The 15805-nt window shown below is 73.7% G+C and carries 13 protein-coding genes; 4 read left to right on the top strand and 9 right to left on the bottom strand.

Translation table 11 applies throughout. The annotated features are described in order from the left end of the window. Positions 1–37 precede the first annotated feature (37 nt). Entirely contained in the window at positions 38–1225 is a 1188-nt protein-coding gene (locus tag TU30_RS16590) for a S1 family peptidase (protein WP_042170587.1), read from the top strand. Positions 1226–1515: 290 nt separating this feature from the next. Here the strand turns inward: TU30_RS16590 and TU30_RS16585 are convergent, their stop codons facing one another. Beyond that, positions 1516–2112 (bottom strand): snapalysin family zinc-dependent metalloprotease, encoded by a 597-nt coding sequence (locus TU30_RS16585; protein ID WP_042170585.1) that lies wholly within the window; start codon positions 2110–2112, stop codon positions 1516–1518. A 289-nt stretch (positions 2113–2401) separates the two neighbouring features. Here TU30_RS16585 and mgrA point away from each other — a divergent pair, with 289 nt between their 5' ends. Continuing rightward, a complete protein-coding gene (gene mgrA, locus TU30_RS16580; RefSeq protein WP_042170582.1) occupies positions 2402–3445 on the top strand; it encodes an L-glyceraldehyde 3-phosphate reductase in 1044 nt (347 codons plus the stop codon). A gap of 91 nt (positions 3446–3536) precedes the next feature. Next, positions 3537–4019 carry an MSMEG_6728 family protein gene (locus tag TU30_RS16575; protein WP_042170579.1) on the top strand — a complete coding sequence of 161 codons (483 nt, stop codon included), beginning with the start codon at positions 3537–3539 and terminating at the stop codon, positions 4017–4019. 113 nt (positions 4020–4132) lie between these two features. On the opposite strand, the gene TU30_RS16570 is transcribed toward TU30_RS16575, so the two are convergent. From TU30_RS16570 to TU30_RS16545, 6 genes are all read right to left on the bottom strand, one after another. After that, positions 4133–5419 carry an ABC transporter substrate-binding protein gene (locus TU30_RS16570; RefSeq protein ID WP_042170577.1) on the bottom strand — a complete coding sequence of 429 codons (1287 nt, stop codon included), beginning with the start codon at positions 5417–5419 and terminating at the stop codon, positions 4133–4135. Then, the gene (locus TU30_RS16565) at positions 5416–6558 is read right to left on the bottom strand and encodes a branched-chain amino acid ABC transporter permease (RefSeq protein ID WP_042170573.1); all 1143 of its coding nucleotides are present in this window, start codon (positions 6556–6558) and stop codon (positions 5416–5418) included. The genes TU30_RS16570 and TU30_RS16565 overlap by 4 nt, the downstream gene beginning before the upstream one ends. Beyond that, positions 6551–7447, bottom strand: a complete 897-nt coding sequence (locus TU30_RS16560; protein WP_042170570.1) for a branched-chain amino acid ABC transporter permease — start codon at positions 7445–7447, stop codon at positions 6551–6553. Before TU30_RS16560 ends, TU30_RS16565 begins: the two co-directional genes overlap by 8 nt. Further along, the gene (locus tag TU30_RS16555; RefSeq protein ID WP_042170568.1) at positions 7444–8247 is read right to left on the bottom strand and encodes an ABC transporter ATP-binding protein; all 804 of its coding nucleotides are present in this window, start codon (positions 8245–8247) and stop codon (positions 7444–7446) included. Before TU30_RS16555 ends, TU30_RS16560 begins: the two co-directional genes overlap by 4 nt. Beyond that, on the bottom strand, positions 8244–9056 hold the full coding sequence (locus TU30_RS16550; protein ID WP_042170566.1) for an ABC transporter ATP-binding protein: 813 nt from the start codon (positions 9054–9056) through the stop codon (positions 8244–8246). Before TU30_RS16550 ends, TU30_RS16555 begins: the two co-directional genes overlap by 4 nt. 167 nt (positions 9057–9223) lie before the next feature. Then, positions 9224–9976, bottom strand: a complete 753-nt coding sequence (locus tag TU30_RS16545; RefSeq protein ID WP_042170565.1) for a TioE family transcriptional regulator — start codon at positions 9974–9976, stop codon at positions 9224–9226. Positions 9977–10034: 58 nt separating this feature from the next. Between TU30_RS16545 and TU30_RS16540 the strand changes: the two genes are divergently transcribed. After that, positions 10035–11282: an erythromycin esterase family protein gene (locus tag TU30_RS16540; RefSeq protein WP_042170563.1), complete on the top strand. Its 1248-nt coding sequence runs from the start codon at positions 10035–10037 to the stop codon at positions 11280–11282. Positions 11283–11403: 121 nt separating this feature from the next. Here TU30_RS16540 and TU30_RS16535 read toward each other — a convergent pair whose 3' ends face one another. Further along, entirely contained in the window at positions 11404–12663 is a 1260-nt protein-coding gene (locus TU30_RS16535) for a CdaR family transcriptional regulator (RefSeq protein ID WP_042170560.1), read from the bottom strand. Between the two features lie 143 nt (positions 12664–12806). Then, a complete protein-coding gene (locus TU30_RS16530; RefSeq protein WP_052479830.1) occupies positions 12807–15734 on the bottom strand; it encodes a helix-turn-helix transcriptional regulator in 2928 nt (975 codons plus the stop codon). Between the last annotated feature and the right edge of the window lie 71 nt (positions 15735–15805).

Here is a 15805-nt window from a genome sequence, read left to right as displayed (position 1 = left end):
CCACCCCCACCTTGCTGGAACGACGAAGGGCACGTCCATGAGACGCACCAGACTCACGCATGCCTGCGTGGCCGCACTCTTCATGATCGGCAGCTGGACCGCGGCCGGCACTCTGCCCGCCTCGGCGAACGACACCCCCGGTTCGGGCTCCCCCGCCGCCTCCGCCACGTCGGTGGAGTCCGCGCCCGCCTCCACCGCCCTGCTGCACGCCATGCAGCGGGACTTCGGTCTCTCCCCCGCCGAGGCCGAGGCCCGGCTCGCCGCCGAACAGCGGGCCACCGAACTCGAGCCCAAGGCCCGCAAGACCGCCGGACCGGCGTACGGCGGCGCCTGGTTCGACGCGAAGAGCGAGAAGCTGACCGTCGCCGTCACGCCCGACGCCGACGCCGCCACCGTCCGCAGCCTCCGGTCCTCCGGTGCGGCCGTCCGTACCGTCGAGCACAGCGCCCGGCAGCTCGACGCGGCGGTGTCACGTCTGGACCGCCTCGACGCGCCGTCGGGCGTGAGCAGTTGGTCCGTGGACCCGGCCGTCAACGCGGTGGTCGTGAACGTCGTCGGGGGCGAGCGGACCGACAACGATGTCCAGCGGTTCCTCTCCGAGGCCCGCGCGGCAGGACCGGTCACCGTGCGCACCGTGCGGGCGGCCGCCGAGACCTTCGCCGCGGGAACGGTGGGCGGCGACCCCTACTACACGGGCAACGTCCGTTGCTCCATCGGCTTCTCGGTCCACGGCGGCTTCGTGACCGCCGGGCACTGCGGCGGTGTGGGCGGCCAGGTACGGGGCTGGGACGGCTCGTACATCGGTAACTTCCAGGGCTCCTCGTTCCCGGGCAACGACTACGCGTGGGTCAACGTGGGCAGCGGCTGGTGGACGGTTCCGGTCGTACTCGGCTGGGGCACGGTCTCCGACCAGTTGGTGCGGGGCTCGAACGAGGCTCCGGTCGGCGCCTCGATCTGCCGCTCGGGCTCCACGACCCACTGGCACTGCGGCACACTGCTGGCCAAGAACGAGACCGTCAACTACAGCCAGGGCGCGGTGTACCAGATGACGAAGACGAGCGTTTGCGCCGAAGGCGGCGACTCGGGCGGCTCGTTCATCAGCGGCGACCAGGCACAGGGCGTCACCTCCGGCGGCTGGGGCAACTGCTCCTCCGGCGGCCAGACCTGGTTCCAGCCGATCAACGAGATCCTGAACCGCTACGGTCTGACCCTGCACACGGCGTGACCCGGCCCCACGGCCCGAGCGGCCCTCGACGCACCTAGTGCCAACGGCACAAGCCCCTCCCCCGGACGAGCTTCCGGGGGAGGGGCTTGCGGTGGAGCGCTGGGCAGGCCTTGCACCTGCATTTCCCCGCAGGAAGCGGGGCGTCTTTCCTTGGACCACCAACGCACGGGAGGGCTCCGGGAGTTCCGGCGCCTTGACCTGCGTCAACCATAGCCGCATTCGCCTCGGTAGTCACATCGGGCGGGTGAGCAGCGTGCGGGGTGGTCCGGTGCGCACGGCGGGACTGCCGGTCAGTCCCTGATCAGCACGGCTCGAGGCACCGACTCCGTCGCCCCTGCCTGCTCCGTCCGTTCCGGTGCGCCGGAGAGGACACGCGCGAAGTTGTCCTCGACCTCCGCCTTCTCCGCCGCGTTCGGGTGACGGTTGGTGCACGCGGTTCCCGCACTGGAGCCGGACATCAGGCTGGAACAGGGCCCCGGCTTACGGTCCGGCAGGCCCAGGATGTGACCGAACTCGTGGGCCGAGATGCGGATCGTGTCGTAGCCCTGGTTCACGGCCTGGCGTCCGATGTAGACGGTGCCGTTGCCCAGGGTGCCGGGCAGGGCGCGCGGCCAGCCGTTGTCCGCCAGGACCCGGATGTTGGCACGCTGCCCGGACGCGACCGGGCGGAGTTCCACGGCGTCGACGCTCTCGTTCCAGATCGCCGCGCCCCGGTCGACGGCGGACCTGAACTCCGCGGAGCCGCTCGCGTCGTAGGTGAGCAGGCGGGCTGCCGCCTCCTGCTCGGGTGCGCCGGACGGGGCGGCCACAGCCTGGCCGCCCCACAGCAGGGGGGAGGAAAGCACCAGAACCGCGGCCAGGCTTCCGGTCAGCGTACGGATGTGCATGGTCGACCTCCTTGTGGGGGCAGGCTAGTCGTGCTCATGACACTCAACGCCTCTCTGCCCACCCGGCGAGGGCGGCAATCCGTCAATCGCACCGCGTCGGTCCCGCACAGTCGGTCCCGCACACCGGCCCCTGCCCCCCTCACCGATCCCGTGCCCGGCCCCCGGTCCAGAAGCGGCACCGCCGAATTGCGCGAAGAGCACCGGTTGGACTTCCGGATCATGCGGGGGCACTGTGGGCAGGGTTCCCGAGTCCGTCAAACACCCCTGAATCGCACCCGGAGACCACTCGATGAACCACGTGATCGATCCCGAGCGCTACAACGGCACCATGCGCTACCGGCGCACCGGACGTTCGGGGCTCGACCTCCCCCTGCTGTCCCTGGGCTACTGGCACAACTTCGGTGACGACCGGGCCTTCGGGACCCAGCGTGAGATCGCGCTGCGCGCCTTCGACCTCGGCATCACCCACCACGACCTCGCGAACAACTACGGACCGCCCTACGGCGCCGCGGAGGTCAACTTCGGCCGGCTGATGAAGCAGGACCTCGCCCCGTACCGGGACGAGCTGGTGATCTCCACCAAGGCCGGCTGGGACATGTGGCCGGGTCCCTACGGTCAGGGCGGCGGATCACGCAAGTACATGCTCGCCTCGCTGGACCGGTCGCTGGAGCGGATGGGCCTGGACTACGTGGACATCTTCTACTCCCACCGGCTCGACGCCACCACTCCCCTCGAGGAGACCATGGGCGCGCTGGACACCGCGGTCCGCCAGGGCAAGGCGCTCTACGTCGGCATCTCCTCCTACGACGCCGAGCGCACCCGTGAGGCGGTCGCCGTCCTCCGGGACCTCGGGACTCCGCTGCTGATCCACCAGCCCTCGTACAGCATGCTGAACCGCTGGATCGAGACCGAGGGACTGCTGGACGTGGCCCAGGAGGAGGGCTTCGGGATCATCGGGTTCACGGCGTTGGCCCAGGGGCTGCTGACCGGACGCTATCTGGACGGTGTGCCGCAGGATTCGCGGGCGACGCAGGGCAAGTCGTTCGACACCGCGTGGCTGACGGACGACATGCTGCACCGGCTGCGCTCCCTCAACGGCATCGCGGCCCGCCGCGGGCAGACGCTGGCGCAGATGGCGCTGGCCTGGGCCCTGCGGGACCGGCGCGTCACCTCGCTGGTCATCGGCGCGTCCCGAACCGAGCAACTGGAGCAGAACGTCGCCGCGCTGGACAACCTCGACTTCAGCGACGAGGAGCTGGCAGAGATCGACGAGTACGCCACCGACGGCGGCGTGGACCTGTGGCGCGAGGCCCGTCTGGGCAACCTGGGCTGAGCCGCGGGGTGTGCACCGCGGCGGAAGGGGAACTGCGACGGGGTGGACCGCGTTCCGCGGCCACGGTGGCCCCGGTCCCCGGGAGGGCCCGATGCAGACCTTCCTGCCCTGTCCCGGCTTCCACCGGTCGGCGTCGGTACTCGACCGGCGCCGGCTCGGCAAGCAACGGGTGGAGGCCCTTCAGGTCCTGCGCGGCCTGATCGTGCCCGGCTACGGGTGGCGCCGGCACCCGGCGGTCCTCATGTGGACCGGCTACGAGGAGGCACTGGTGCGCTACGGCCTCGAGATCTGCCGGGTCTGGCGCGACCGGGGGCACCAGGACGGCTGCGCCGCCACGCTCGTCGCCGAGCTGGCCACCGTCCGGCCCGGCGCACCGGTGCGCGGTCAGCGGGAACTGGCCGAGGCGGGTGAACTGCCCCCCTGGCTCGGGGACGACGCCCTGCACCGCAGCCACCGTTCGGCCCTGATGCGCAAGGACCCGGCCTTCTACGCGGAACTCTTCCCCGGGGAGCCGGACGACCTGCCGTACGTCTGGCCGGCCTCGGACCGCTCTCCCCGGGTCCTCCCCGGCTGAGGCCGCCGTTCCGCCACGCTCGCACCACCCGTTCGTCCCGCCCCGAGCGCACGGACGCCCCGGCGTTCCCCTCCGCGGGGTCCGCCGGGGCGGGCCCGGACGGCGCGGTGCGCCTACCGCCTGGTCAGGTACTCCTCGACGCCCGAGGCGGTGTGCGCGTCCTCGGCGTTCACCACGGCGCCCGTCGCCTTCGCGTCGGGCTTGAGGACGTACGTCTCGACGCTCGCCGGGCGGTCGACGTCGGAGAAGTTCTGTGCGGTGCCGAGGCCGGTGTCGGCGTTCTTCTGCGAGCGGTGCGCCTTGACGACGTCCTCGCGGCTGAGGCCACCGGCGTCGCAGGCCGCCTTCAGGTCGGCGCCCATGAGCTGCGCCGCGTTGTAGCCGGAGAGCACCCCGGAGTCGACCGGCGAGTCCGGGTACTTCTTCTTGTACGAGGTCACCATGCGCTGGACCATCGGCAGTTCCGAGCTGACCGCGGGTGCGGCGCTCACCACGTGCAGCATGGCGGCCAGGGCCGGCGCGGCCGGGGTCTCCATCAGCTGGGGCGCGTAGCCCGGTGCGCTGCTGACCACGGAGACGCTCAGGCCCCGGGAGGCGGCGACGCCGACGAGGGAGGCCGTCTGGGCGGGTCCGGCGCTGATCAGGACGGCCTTGACGTCTTCCTTGCGCAGGGCGGAGACCTGTGCGGACAGGTCGGTGTCCGTGGCCTGGATCTTCTGCCCGGCGATCTTCAGTCCGGCCTGCTTCGCCGCCCAGGTGGAGCCTTCCAGCGCGTTGGCGCCGTAGTCGCCCTCGAAGTAGACGTGGCCGATGGTGTCGCCCTTCTTCACTCCCTTGGTGCGGGTGAGGAAGTCGACCGCGGCGATCATGTCGATGTCGTAGGTGGTGCCGAGGACCTGAACGGCGTCCTTCCCGAGCAGGGAGGCGGCCCAGGCCTGCGGGAAGGTGAGCACCTTGTCGCGCTCGACGTCGTCGAGCAGGGCGGAGACGACGGGCGAGCCGATGACCTGGGGCAGGGCGACGACGTCCGGGGCGATGTCGGCGTAGGCGGTGACCGCCTTCTGCACGTCGTAGCCGTGGTCCTTGACGACAATCTCGATCTTGCGGTCGCAGATGCCGCCGTCGGCGTTGGTCTCGTCGGCCCACATCTGCTGGGCCTGCACGATGCTCTTGCCGAGCGTGGCGTACGGGCCGGTGAGGTCGGTGAGGGCTCCCAGCCGGATGGTGTCGGCGCTGACGCCGGGGCCGGTGCGGACGCCGTCGGCGGATTCGCCGCCCCCGTTGCCGTCGTCCGCCTTGGAGCTGCACCCGGTGGCCGCGAGCAGCAGGACGAGGGCTCCGGCGAGGGCGGTGCCGCTGGTGCGGCGCCGGGTGCGGGGCCGGTGATGCGTGGTGTTCACGGGGTGGGCTCCTTGGGTCGTACGGCTGCGGCCGGTTGCGGTGGTGTCTGGGCCTGGTCGGTGGCGGGGGCTCGGGGGCGTCGGCGCCGTACCCGGTCGCGGGCCCGGCGGACCAGTCCGTGCAGGCCGTCGGGCGCGTACAGCAGGGCGAGGACGATCGCGGCGCCGTAGAGGTAGCGGGCGGCCTCGGTGGGGCCGATGGAGCCGTCGCCCGAGCCGGGGGCGGCCACCAGGGGGAGCTGGTCGGCGTAGCGGGTCATGAGCAGCGGGAGCGCGGTGACGAAGACGGCGCCCGCGGTGGCTCCGGCTGCGGAGCCGAGCCCACCGATGACGATCATGGCGAGGTAGTCGACGGAGAGGACCAGGGAGAAGTAGTCCGGGACGACCCGGCGGAAGGAGAGGGCGAGGAGAACGCCCGCGAGCCCTGCGTACATGGACGACACCACGAAGGCCGCCGAGCGGTGGCGGGCGACGTCGACACCCATCACGGCGGCCGCGGTCTCGCTGTCGCGCAGGGCGGCGAGCGCCCGGCCGGGGCGCCCGCGCAGCAGACCGCGGGCGGTGAACCAGGTGACCGCGAACAACGCAAGGCCCAGGAACCACAGTCGTTCCTCCGCGCCGAACGGCACGCCGAGCACGGTGAGTCCGGGGCCGCCGGCGCCGAAGGTGAAGCCGCCGAGGCTGAGCGGGGGCACGGAACGGCCGTTGAATCCGCCGGTGATGCCGTCGGCGGTCAGCAGCACGTGGTGGCCGAGGAAGACCAGGGCGAGAGTGGCGATGCCCAGGTAGATGCCGCGCACCCGGGCGGCGACGGGGCTGAACAGCCCGCCCGCCGCGCCGGCCAGCAGCACCGCGAGGAGAGCGGCGAGGGAGGTCGGCAGTCCCGGGCCGGGCTCGCCCGCGAGCCAGGTGTAGCCGTAGGCGCCGACGGCGAGGAAGAAGGCGTGGCCGAGGGAGAGCTGTCCGGCGGTGCCGGTCAGCAGGGCGAGGCCGACGGCGCCGATGGCGGCCGCCATGGAGAACAGGCCGATGCGCAGCCAGAAGGCGTCCAGGTAGAACGGGGGGAGGCACAGGACGACGGCGAGGAGCACGACCCGTGCCCCGCGGCCGGTCAGGGCCGTGGGGATGCGGTCAGACACGGGCTGCTCCCTTCGCGCCGAACAGCCCGGTGGGCCGTACCAGGAGCACCAGCAGCATCACCGCGTACGGAGCGACGTCGCCGAAGCCCTCGCCGAGGACGTGCAGGTCCGACTGGTAGCCGACGACCAGGGCCTCGGTCAGGCCGATGAGCAGGCTGCCCGCGAGGGCTCCGGTCGGGGAGGCGAGGCCGCCGAGGATCGCCGCGGGGAAGGCGTTGAGCGCGATCAGGCCGGTGCTGCGTTCCAGGCCGGGTGCCGGGAAGGCGGCGAGGAACACGGCGGCGAGTGCGGCGAGCGCGCCCGCCAGGCACCAGGCGATCGCGCGGACCCGGCCGAGCCGTACGCCCATGAGGGACGCGGCCTCGAGGTCCTCGGCCGCCGCCCGCAGGGACAGCCCCCAGGGGGTGAACCGGAAGAGCGCGAACACGCCGCCGATGACCACGGCGGACACCACGATCGCCGCGAGCCGGCTGTCGGCGACGGTCACCGGGCCGATCTCGGTCACGCCGTCGCCCCAGGGGTCGCCGAGGGGCAGCAGGTCGCCGCCGATGCGCCGGGCCAGGTCGGTCAGCAGGACGATGTCGATGCCGATGGTGACGATGGTCTGCACATGGGCGGAGTGCGCGTCCTGTCCGCCGCGTTGCAGCAGGAACCGGTCGAGGGCGCCCGCGAGGGCGGCGGTGGTCAGGACCGCCAGCGCCAGCGCGCCGGCGAAGCCGAGGTCGTCGTGGAGGACGGCGGTCAGGTAGCCGCCGAACAGGAGCAGGGAGCCGTGGGCGAAGTTGAGGACGCCGGACGCCTTGAAGATGACGACGAAGCCGAGGGCGACCAGCGCGTAGACCGCGCCGAGGGCGATGCCGCCGAGGACGGTGTCCAGGAATACGGTCATGCCGCGTCCTCCTCCCGGGTGTCGGTGCCGAGGTAGGCGCGCAGCACCTCGGGGTCACGGCGGACCTCGTCGGGGGTGCCGTGGGCGATGGACCGGCCGAAGTCGAGCACGGTGACGTCGTCGGCGAGGCGCATGACCAGTCCCATGTCGTGTTCCACGAGGACGACGGACAGGCCGAGTTCGGCCCGCAGTTCGCCCACGACCCCGGCGGTGCGGGCGCGTTCGGTGGCGTTCATGCCGGCCACCGGTTCGTCGAGCAGGAGCACGCGTGGCTCCAGACAGAGGGCGCGGGCGAGTTCCACGCGTTTGCGGTCGCCGTACGACAGGAGGGCGACCGGGCTGTCGAAGTGGGCGCCGAGACCGGTCAGTTCCGCGATCTCGCGGGCCCGTGCGAGGTGCTCGCGCTGTTCGCGCACGGCGCCCGGCAGACGCAGGGCGGTGGCGGCGAAGCCCGCGCGGGTCAGGGCGTGGCGGCCGAGCATCAGGTTGTCGGCGACCGTGCCGTGGGTGGTGACGATGTTCTGGAAGGTGCGGGCCACGCCGAGCGCGGCGATGCGGTGCGGGGCCAGCCGGGTCAGTTCGGTGCCGCCGAGGGTCACCGTGCCGGCGGCCGGGCGGCAGAGGCCGGACAGCACGTTGAAGCAGGTCGACTTGCCGGCGCCGTTGGGTCCGATGATCGCGTGCACCGTGCCGGGTGCGACGGTGAGGGAGACGGTGTCGAGGGCGGTGAGTCCCGCGAAGCGCACGGTGACGTCCCGTACGTCGAGCACGGGCGGCGCGGTGGTGGTGCGGTCGTTCACGCCGCCCCCCGGCCCCTGGCCACCCGGTCGTCGGCCGTCTGGTCCTCGGCCGCCTCGCCCAGGTAGAGGCGGCGTACGGCGTCGGTGCGGGAGAGTTCGTCGGCGGGGCCGGACAGGCGGGTCTCCCCGACCTCGAGGACGTGGGCGTGGTCGGCGAGGGAGAGTGCCATACCCGCGTTCTGTTCGACCAGGAGCACGGCGGTGCCCTGGGTGTTGATCTCGCGGATCACCTCGGCGATCCGGTACACCATCTGCGGTGCGAGGCCGAGGGACGGTTCGTCGAGGAGCAGCAGGCGGGGAGCGGCCATCAGTGCGCGGCCGATGGCGAGCATCTGCTGCTCGCCCCCGGACAGCAGCCCCGCGGCCTGGTGGGAGCGCTCTGCGAGCCGGGGGAAGAGCGTGAACACGCGCTCCCGTGCCTCGTGGACCTGGGCCCGGCCCCGACGGCCGAGTCCGAGTCCGCCGCTGCGCAGGTTCTCGTCGACCGTGAGCCCGGCGAACACCCGCCGTCCCTCCGGGACCTGGACGACTCCGGCGCGTACCGCCCTCACGGGGTCCTTGCCGTCGAGCACGGTGTCGCCGTAGCGGATGCGGCCGGCCGTGATGGCACCGCGGTGCAGGCGCAGGGTGCCGGACACGGCCCGCAGCAGGGTCGTCTTGCCCGCGCCGTTGGCGCCGAGCAGGGTGACGACGCCGCCGTGCGGCACGGTGAGGGACACGGAGCGGAGGGCGGACAGGGCGCGCCCGTACGTCACGTCGACGTTCTCGACGTGCAGCGCGGGCCGGTCGTCCGGTGGTGCTTCGGGCATCACGGCTCCTCGGGGCCGTACCGCACGGCGGCGACGGCTTCGACGGGAAGGGGAGCCCACGACAGCACGGGCGCGGGCGGGCGGAACAGGCTTCCGGCCCCGCTCGCTGCGACGTCCCAACGGGGGCGCGCGGGGGTTGTGCGGCTGCCCAGGGACGGTCCCGGGTCTCAGCCTCGGACGCGCAGGTACGCGTCCAGTTCGGCGGCTCCGGTCAGCATCGTCCGCCCGCGGGCGGACAGCCGGGCGTGCCAGTCCTGGAGGGTGGCTTCCAGGGGCTCGAGGCCCCCGGCGGACCGCACCTGGGCGATGAGCGGGGCGATCTGCTCCAGCAGGTAGCCGCCTCGCCGGAGCTGGTGGACGAGGCGGGCGTCCCGGACGTCGGCCTCGTCGTAGACGCGGTAGCCGGTCAGCGGGTCGCGGCGTGGGCTCACCAGTTGGGCGCGCTCCCACTTGCGCAGCGTCGCGGGCCGGAGGCCGAGCCGACGCGCCAGTGGCCCGATGAACGTGCCGTCGGTGCCGGGCACCGCGCGGGACACCGTGCCCGGCACCGGGCCGGGCCGCTCCGTGCCGGGCGCCAGGTCGCCGAGAGCCCGCTCCACGGCGCGGAGTGTGCGGCGGTCCTCGAGCAGTTGGGCGTGGCTCTCGTCGACGATCCGCAGCGCCTCGTCGACCGCGTCCTGGTTGACGGCGCGCATGATCGCCGTCGCCGTCGCGTGGCCGTGGCCGGGTACCAGGGCGCGGAACGCGGCCAGGGCCCGCGCGTGCAGCGGGGTGTAGGTGCGGTAGCCGTGGGGGGTGCGGTCGGCGGGCGGGAGAATGCCTGCCTCCTCGTAGTTCCTGACGGCCTGCGTGGACAGACCGTGCCCGCGTGCCAGGTCGACCGGTCGAAGTCGTCCCCCATTTTGAAGGTTTCGCCCCATGGAACCGACGGTATCGCGGAAAAGTTTCCACCGAAAGTTCAGCGATAGCGTTGACGGCATGACTATTCGCATCAAGGACGTCGTCCGTGCCGTGGACGCCGGGAGCGTCATGGAGCTGCTTCCCGGCCGGCCGCGCGTGCTCGCGCTCGGGGAGCCCACACACGGTGAGGACGCTCTGCTGGGCCTGCGCAACGAACTGTTCCGACAGCTTGTCGAGCAGGAGGGCTACCGGACGATCGCGATCGAGAGCGACTGCCTCATGGGCCTGGTCGTGGACGACTACGTCACCTCGGGCACGGGCGCCCTCGACGAGGTGGTGGAGCGCGGATTCAGCCACGGCTGGGGCGCCTTCGCGGCCAACCGCGAACTCGTGTGCTGGATGCGGGAGTACAACGACGGCCGACCCGTGTCCGAGCGGCTCCGTTTCGCCGGTTTCGACGGCCCGCTGGAGATCAGCGGCGCCGCGAGCCCCAGGCAGGCCCTCACCGCGCTTCACGGCTACCTCGCCGCCCGGGTCGCCCCGGACCTGCTCCCCTGCGCCGCGGAAGCACTGGACCGTCTGCTCGGCGCCGACGACCGGTGGACCCATCCCGCCGTCATGATGGACCCGGCCCGGTCCGTGGGGCGGTCGGCAGAGGCCGGGGAACTGCTGCTGCTCGCCGACGACCTGGTGGCGCTGCTCGACGCCGAGACGCCGCATCTGATCGCGGCGACCTCGCGGGACGACTGGGACCGGGCGCGCCTGCACGGGCGCACCGCCACCGGCCTGCTGCGCTACCACTACTGGCTGGCCGGCACCTCACCCGGCCGCATGACACGGCTGCTGGGCCAGCGGGACCGGATGATGGCCGACAACCTCCTCGCCCTCGCCGAACGGGGCCCGGTCCTGGTCTTCGCCCACAACAGCCATCTCCAGCGGCACAAGAGCACGATGCGCATGTGGGACCAGCCGCTGCTGGGATGGTGGAGCGCCGGCGCGCTCGTGAGCGCCCGCCTGGGCGAGAAGTACGCCTTCCTGGCCACGGCTCTCGGCACGATCCGCCACCAGGGAGTGGACACCCCGTCCCCGGACACCGTCGAGGGAGTGCTGTACGCGCCCCCTCAGGACCCCTGCCTCATCGGCGGCCCCCGGCTGGCCGGCCTCCTCGGCGACAAAGTGCCCCCCGCCCGCGTGTCGCCGTGGTTCGGGTACAGCCCGTTCGACCCGGCCCACTTGGAAGGAACCGACGGGGTCCTGTTCGTCGGGGACGTCCCGGAACGCCGGGGGACGGCCCCCCTCCCGAGCGAAGCCGAGAGGGGGAAGTGACGACAACGCGGCCGGGGGCACCCCCTGCTCGAAGAGCTGGGGAAGTGTGTACCGGACCCCGCGTCCTCGGCATGATCCGCCGGACGGGCCCCGAGGCGTACGGCCCGCCCCGGGGGGCCGGTCAGCGTGGGAGGAGCCTGCGGGCGGTCAGGGCGAGGGTGACCTCGACCAGGTCGAAGGGGCGGGAAAGGGAACGTCCGGTCAACTGCTCGTAGCGGCGCAGGCGGTTGAGGACGGTGTTGCGGTGGCAGTACAGCCGTCTGCTCGCCCGCTGGGCGGACCCGTCGCAGGCCAGCCAGGTGGCCAGGGTGTCCAGCAGGACCTCCGCGTCGGCGGGCTCCAGCCGTGCCAGCGGGCCGAAGAGCCGGTCGGCCAGGGCGGCGCCGAGGTCGGGGGAGGACACCACCAGGGCCGCCGGCAGGTGTTCCGTCAGCCGGACCGTGCCGCCGGTCTCCGGGCACAGGCTCAGCGCGGTGTCCGCCAGCCTGCGTGCCTCGCCCACCGCGGCGAGCCCTTCGACGGCGCTGCTGACACCCGCCCGTACGCCCGGCGGCTGCTCGTCCTCCACCACCGGCTCCGCGTCGTCCTGGACCAGAACGATGCCGTGGTCGGCGTCCACGCCTGTGTGCCAGTGCACGCGCACACCGGGAGCGGGCACCGCCTGGGCACGGGGACAGGCGGCGAACCGGCCGCCGCCGACCGCGACGACCACGTACCGGCCGTGCTCCGGCAGGCCCAGTGCCAGCGCGGCCTCGGGCAGGTCGGCGATCCGGCTGGTCCCGTCGAGCAGCGCCGTGGCCAGCAGCCGCACCCTGTTCTCCCGCCGCCAGGACAGCTGACGCTCGGTCTGCCGGTAGGCGTCCGCCACGACGGTGCAGTGCTCGTCGACGAAGTTCCACACGTCGGACGCCACGTGCACCAGCAGCCGTACGTCCTCGGGGGCCGTCCGTGAGGTCTCGTCGACCAGGCTCTGCCACACCAGGGAGCCGCCCAGCCGGAAGGCGTGCAGCAGCGCGTCCAGCGGCAGCCCTTGTTCGGCGCGGGTGGCGCCGATCTTCCAGGAGCAGCGGCGGGCCGCGTCCCGGACACCGCGCGGGTCGAGCAGCGCGGAGACGCTGTGCCGCAGCGAGCGGTGCACCTCCTGCCAGATCTCGGTGGCGTTGTTCTCGATCGCCGACCGGTAGGCGGGCTCCTGGTCCTGGAGCAGGGCGACCAGCTGGTCGGAGAGCCGGGGCAGGTCGTCGAGCAGCACCCGGGCGGCCCGGTGCAGCACGCCCAGTGCGTCGGCGTCGATCAGTGACCGCACACGCGGTGCCCGCGCCCGCGGTGCGGGCACGGGTCCGGGGCGCGGCAGGCTTCGTGGCCGTACGGCGTGTTGCATCGCGCATCTCCCCCAGGGTCGGCTTTCCCGGTGGCGCCCGCGTGGCGGTCCCCGTACCGGCTCCCGGCCGGCCGTGGAGCCGGTGAGCGGACCGCCACCCGACTCGTCCTGCCCCGAAGGATGACATACCGTCCGGTCGGTCCCTAGAGTTGTGCACCGGTCTTTTCCGCCTGTTCGACCAGTCGGACCAGCTCGACCCGGGAGCGGACGCCGAGCGTGGCGAAGACGTTGCGCAGGTGGTAGTCCACGGTGCGGGTGCTGACGGACAGGCTCAGCGCCACCTCCCGGTTGGTGGCCCCTTCCGCGACGCACCGTGCGATCCGCAGTTGCTGCGGGGTCAGCCGGGACAGGCCGCGCGCGCCGTGCCGGGGCGCTTCGCCCGTTCCCGGCCCGTTCGGCGCCACGCCGTTGGCGCGCAGTTCCGCGGCCGTCTGGCGTGCCCAGAGCTGCGCGCCGCAGCGCTCGAAGTCGACCAGCGCTTCCCCGAGCCGGGCGCGGGCCTCGCGCAGTCTGCGCCGTCGGCGCAGCCACTTGCCGTGCAGCAGTCCGGTGCGGGCCCGTTCGAAGTCGCCGGACGTCTCGTCGTGCCGCTGCAGGGCGCGCAGGTACAGCTCGTCGGCGTCCTCCGGCGCGGCCAGCAGGGCGCGGCAGCGCAGGAGCTGGGCGGGGGCCTGAGGGTCGGCGCCGCAGCCGGTCCACAGCGCGAAGTCCTCGACCACCGCGCGGGCGTGCTCGGGCCGCCCGGCCAGGGCGGCGGCCTCCACGAAGCAGGGGGCGGCGAGCATCCACAGCGCGAAGTGGCCGCGCCGCGCGCCGGGGCGGACCAGCGGGCCGAGCCGGTCGGCGGCCGCCTCGGGGCGGCCCGCGCCCAGATCGGCGCGGGCCGCCGCCCACTGGGCGAGCAGAAAGGCCTGGGCCAGGCCGTGCCGCCGGGCCGTGGTGAGCGCTGCCGCCGCGTGCCCGGTGACGCGTGCCCGGTCGCTCTCGATCGATGCCGCCAGCGCCAGTACGGCGTGGTGGTGGGCGGCCGTGTTCCGCTGTCCGGTCCGGCGCGCGGCACGCAGGCCTTCCTCGGCGTGGGTACGGGCCAGCTGGTGACAGCCGGCGCGCAGTTCGGCGTAGGCCAGGTACTCCAGGGCGCGCGGTTCCAGGGATGCGGCGCCCAGCGTGCGTGCCGCCGCCAGGGCCCGTGCTCCGCCCCGGCGGGCGGCGACGACGTCCCCGAGCATGAGGGCCGCGGCGACCGACCGCAGCAGCCGTTCGGGGTCGGTGGCGGGACGGCCCCGGTCCACCACACGGGTCAGCGGGGCAGCGGCGAGGTCGAACCGCCCCAGCAGCACGGCACGCATGCCGTCCCGGTCGTCGCGGAGCAGGCTGGACGGGGAAACGGAGGGCTGCGCCGGGACGGCGGCGCCACGGTGGGAAGGGCCGCCCCGGAGCGCCTCCCGTGCTACCGCCTCCTGCGGACCCGGCGTGGCCGCAGCCGCGGCGCGGAGATCGAGCAGCCCCGCGACGGCGGGATCGGCGGAGGCGTCATCGTGGGCGAGAGCCCGAAGGCAGGCCTGCCGGTCGCCGGCGGCCCAGGCCGCGTCCGCCGCGCCGAGGACCGCGGCGTCGGCCTCCGCCGGGCTCGGACCCACCAGGAGCCGGGCGGCGAGCAGGAAGGACTCGCGGGCGTCGTCCACCGGGCCGTCGGCCAGGAGTACTCTGCCCCGGATCAGTTCGGCGCGGCCGCGCACCGGCGCCGGTGCCGGCCGGCTTCCGGCGGCGTCGAGCAGGCGCAGGGCCTCGCGCGGATGCCCGGCGAGGAGAGCCTGCTGTGCGGCGGCCGTGTACCGCCGCGCCCGCTGCGCGTCGTCCGGCGTCAGTTCGGCGGCCCGCACCTGCGCCGTACGGCGCAGGGAGGACGGTATGCCGGAGGTCGGGTCGGTGACTGCGCGCTCAAGTCGGGCGGCCAGGGCCGCGTCGGGTCCGAGGGCGGTCCATGAGCGGTGCAGCAGTGCGGGCACACCGTGCGGATCGGGGTGCGCCGCGGCCAGCGCACGGTGCGCGGCGCGGCGGCGTTCGGGCGGCGCACCGGCGTACAGTGCCCTGCCCAGCAGCGGGCTGCGGAACCGGAGCCGGCCCTCGGAGACCGCGACCAGCTCGGGCGCCTTCGGCGGCTCGGACGGCGGGGGCCGTCCGTCGCCCTCCCGACCGCTGCAGCCGTTCGTCGCCCGCCGTACGAGTGCGGCCTCGGCGTCCTGTTCCCCCGTGGCACGCATCGCCGCGGCGACGGTCAGCAACAGGCCGGCCCGGTCGGGTCGACGGCCGCCCGGGCACCCGCCCGCGACGGCGGCCAGCGTCACGGCATCGGCCAGGGGGTGGGGCAGCGACCGGTCGCCGCGGAGCTGGGCCGGCGAGAGGCGGTGGGCCAGGGCCAGTAGCAGCGCGGGATTGCCCTGCGCCTCGGTCACCAACTCGTCGCGGACGACCGGGTCGACGGCCCCGTCCGTCAGATCGTGCAGCAGGCCCGCCGCGTCCCCGGGCGTGAGCGGGGCGAGCTCCAGCACCGGAAGTCCTGCCAGTTCCTTTCCCACGGGCCGGTGTCCCGGCACGCTGACGAGCAGACCCACGCGGTGGACGCCCTCCGCCGCGTGCACGCGCGCCGCCACCCGGCCCAGCGCGGCGCGTGAAGCGGTGTCCCACAGGTGCGCGTCGTCCACGCACACCAGCAGAGGTGACCGTGCGGACGCCGCCCGCAGGATGTCCAGGAGCGTCTCCCCGCCCGCCGTGCCGTCGCCGGGGAGACGCCCGGCGTGGCCGGCGGCACGCAGCAGGGTGTGCAGACCGCTGTGGGGCTGCGCATGCGGAGACCAGGCCGGTTCGGCGCGGACGTACCACACCGGTCCGGCACAAAAGGATCGTGCCGCGAACTTCAGGAAGGCCGTACGGCCGCCGCCGGGTTCGCCGGTCACGACACGGGCACCGCCGTCGGTGCGCAGTCCGTCCAGCAGCGCGGCGAGCGCCTGCCGTCGGGGTCCCGCCCGGTACCGGAGCGGAGCGGGCCCACGGGTCGTCTGTCCGGTCATTTCCACGACGTTACTCACGCGTAAGAAATGGTGGAAGGTGTCCGTCCGGGTGACGGAGGCGGCCCATCCGC

Origin of the sequence: Streptomyces sp. NBRC 110035 (genome assembly GCF_000829695.1) — a bacterium.
Lineage (GTDB): Bacteria > Actinomycetota > Actinomycetes > Streptomycetales > Streptomycetaceae > Streptomyces.
This window is presented reverse-complemented; position numbering and strand designations above follow the sequence as displayed.

What these genes read in the sequence shown, in the direction of transcription:
- TU30_RS16535 (WP_042170560.1), bottom strand. Translation starts at nt 12,663, where the DNA reads ATGCAACACGCCGTACGGCCACGAAGCCTGCCGCGCCCCGGACCCGTG.
- TU30_RS16585 (WP_042170585.1), bottom strand. Translation starts at nt 2,112, where the DNA reads ATGCACATCCGTACGCTGACCGGAAGCCTGGCCGCGGTTCTGGTGCTT.
- TU30_RS16560 (WP_042170570.1), bottom strand. Translation starts at nt 7,447, where the DNA reads ATGACCGTATTCCTGGACACCGTCCTCGGCGGCATCGCCCTCGGCGCG.
- TU30_RS16530 (WP_052479830.1), bottom strand. Translation starts at nt 15,734, where the DNA reads ATGACCGGACAGACGACCCGTGGGCCCGCTCCGCTCCGGTACCGGGCG.
- mgrA (WP_042170582.1), top strand. Translation starts at nt 2,402, where the DNA reads ATGAACCACGTGATCGATCCCGAGCGCTACAACGGCACCATGCGCTAC.
- TU30_RS16540 (WP_042170563.1), top strand. Translation starts at nt 10,035, where the DNA reads ATGACTATTCGCATCAAGGACGTCGTCCGTGCCGTGGACGCCGGGAGC.
- TU30_RS16575 (WP_042170579.1), top strand. Translation starts at nt 3,537, where the DNA reads ATGCAGACCTTCCTGCCCTGTCCCGGCTTCCACCGGTCGGCGTCGGTA.
- TU30_RS16545 (WP_042170565.1), bottom strand. Translation starts at nt 9,976, where the DNA reads ATGGGGCGAAACCTTCAAAATGGGGGACGACTTCGACCGGTCGACCTG.
- TU30_RS16550 (WP_042170566.1), bottom strand. Translation starts at nt 9,056, where the DNA reads ATGCCCGAAGCACCACCGGACGACCGGCCCGCGCTGCACGTCGAGAAC.
- TU30_RS16590 (WP_042170587.1), top strand. Translation starts at nt 38, where the DNA reads ATGAGACGCACCAGACTCACGCATGCCTGCGTGGCCGCACTCTTCATG.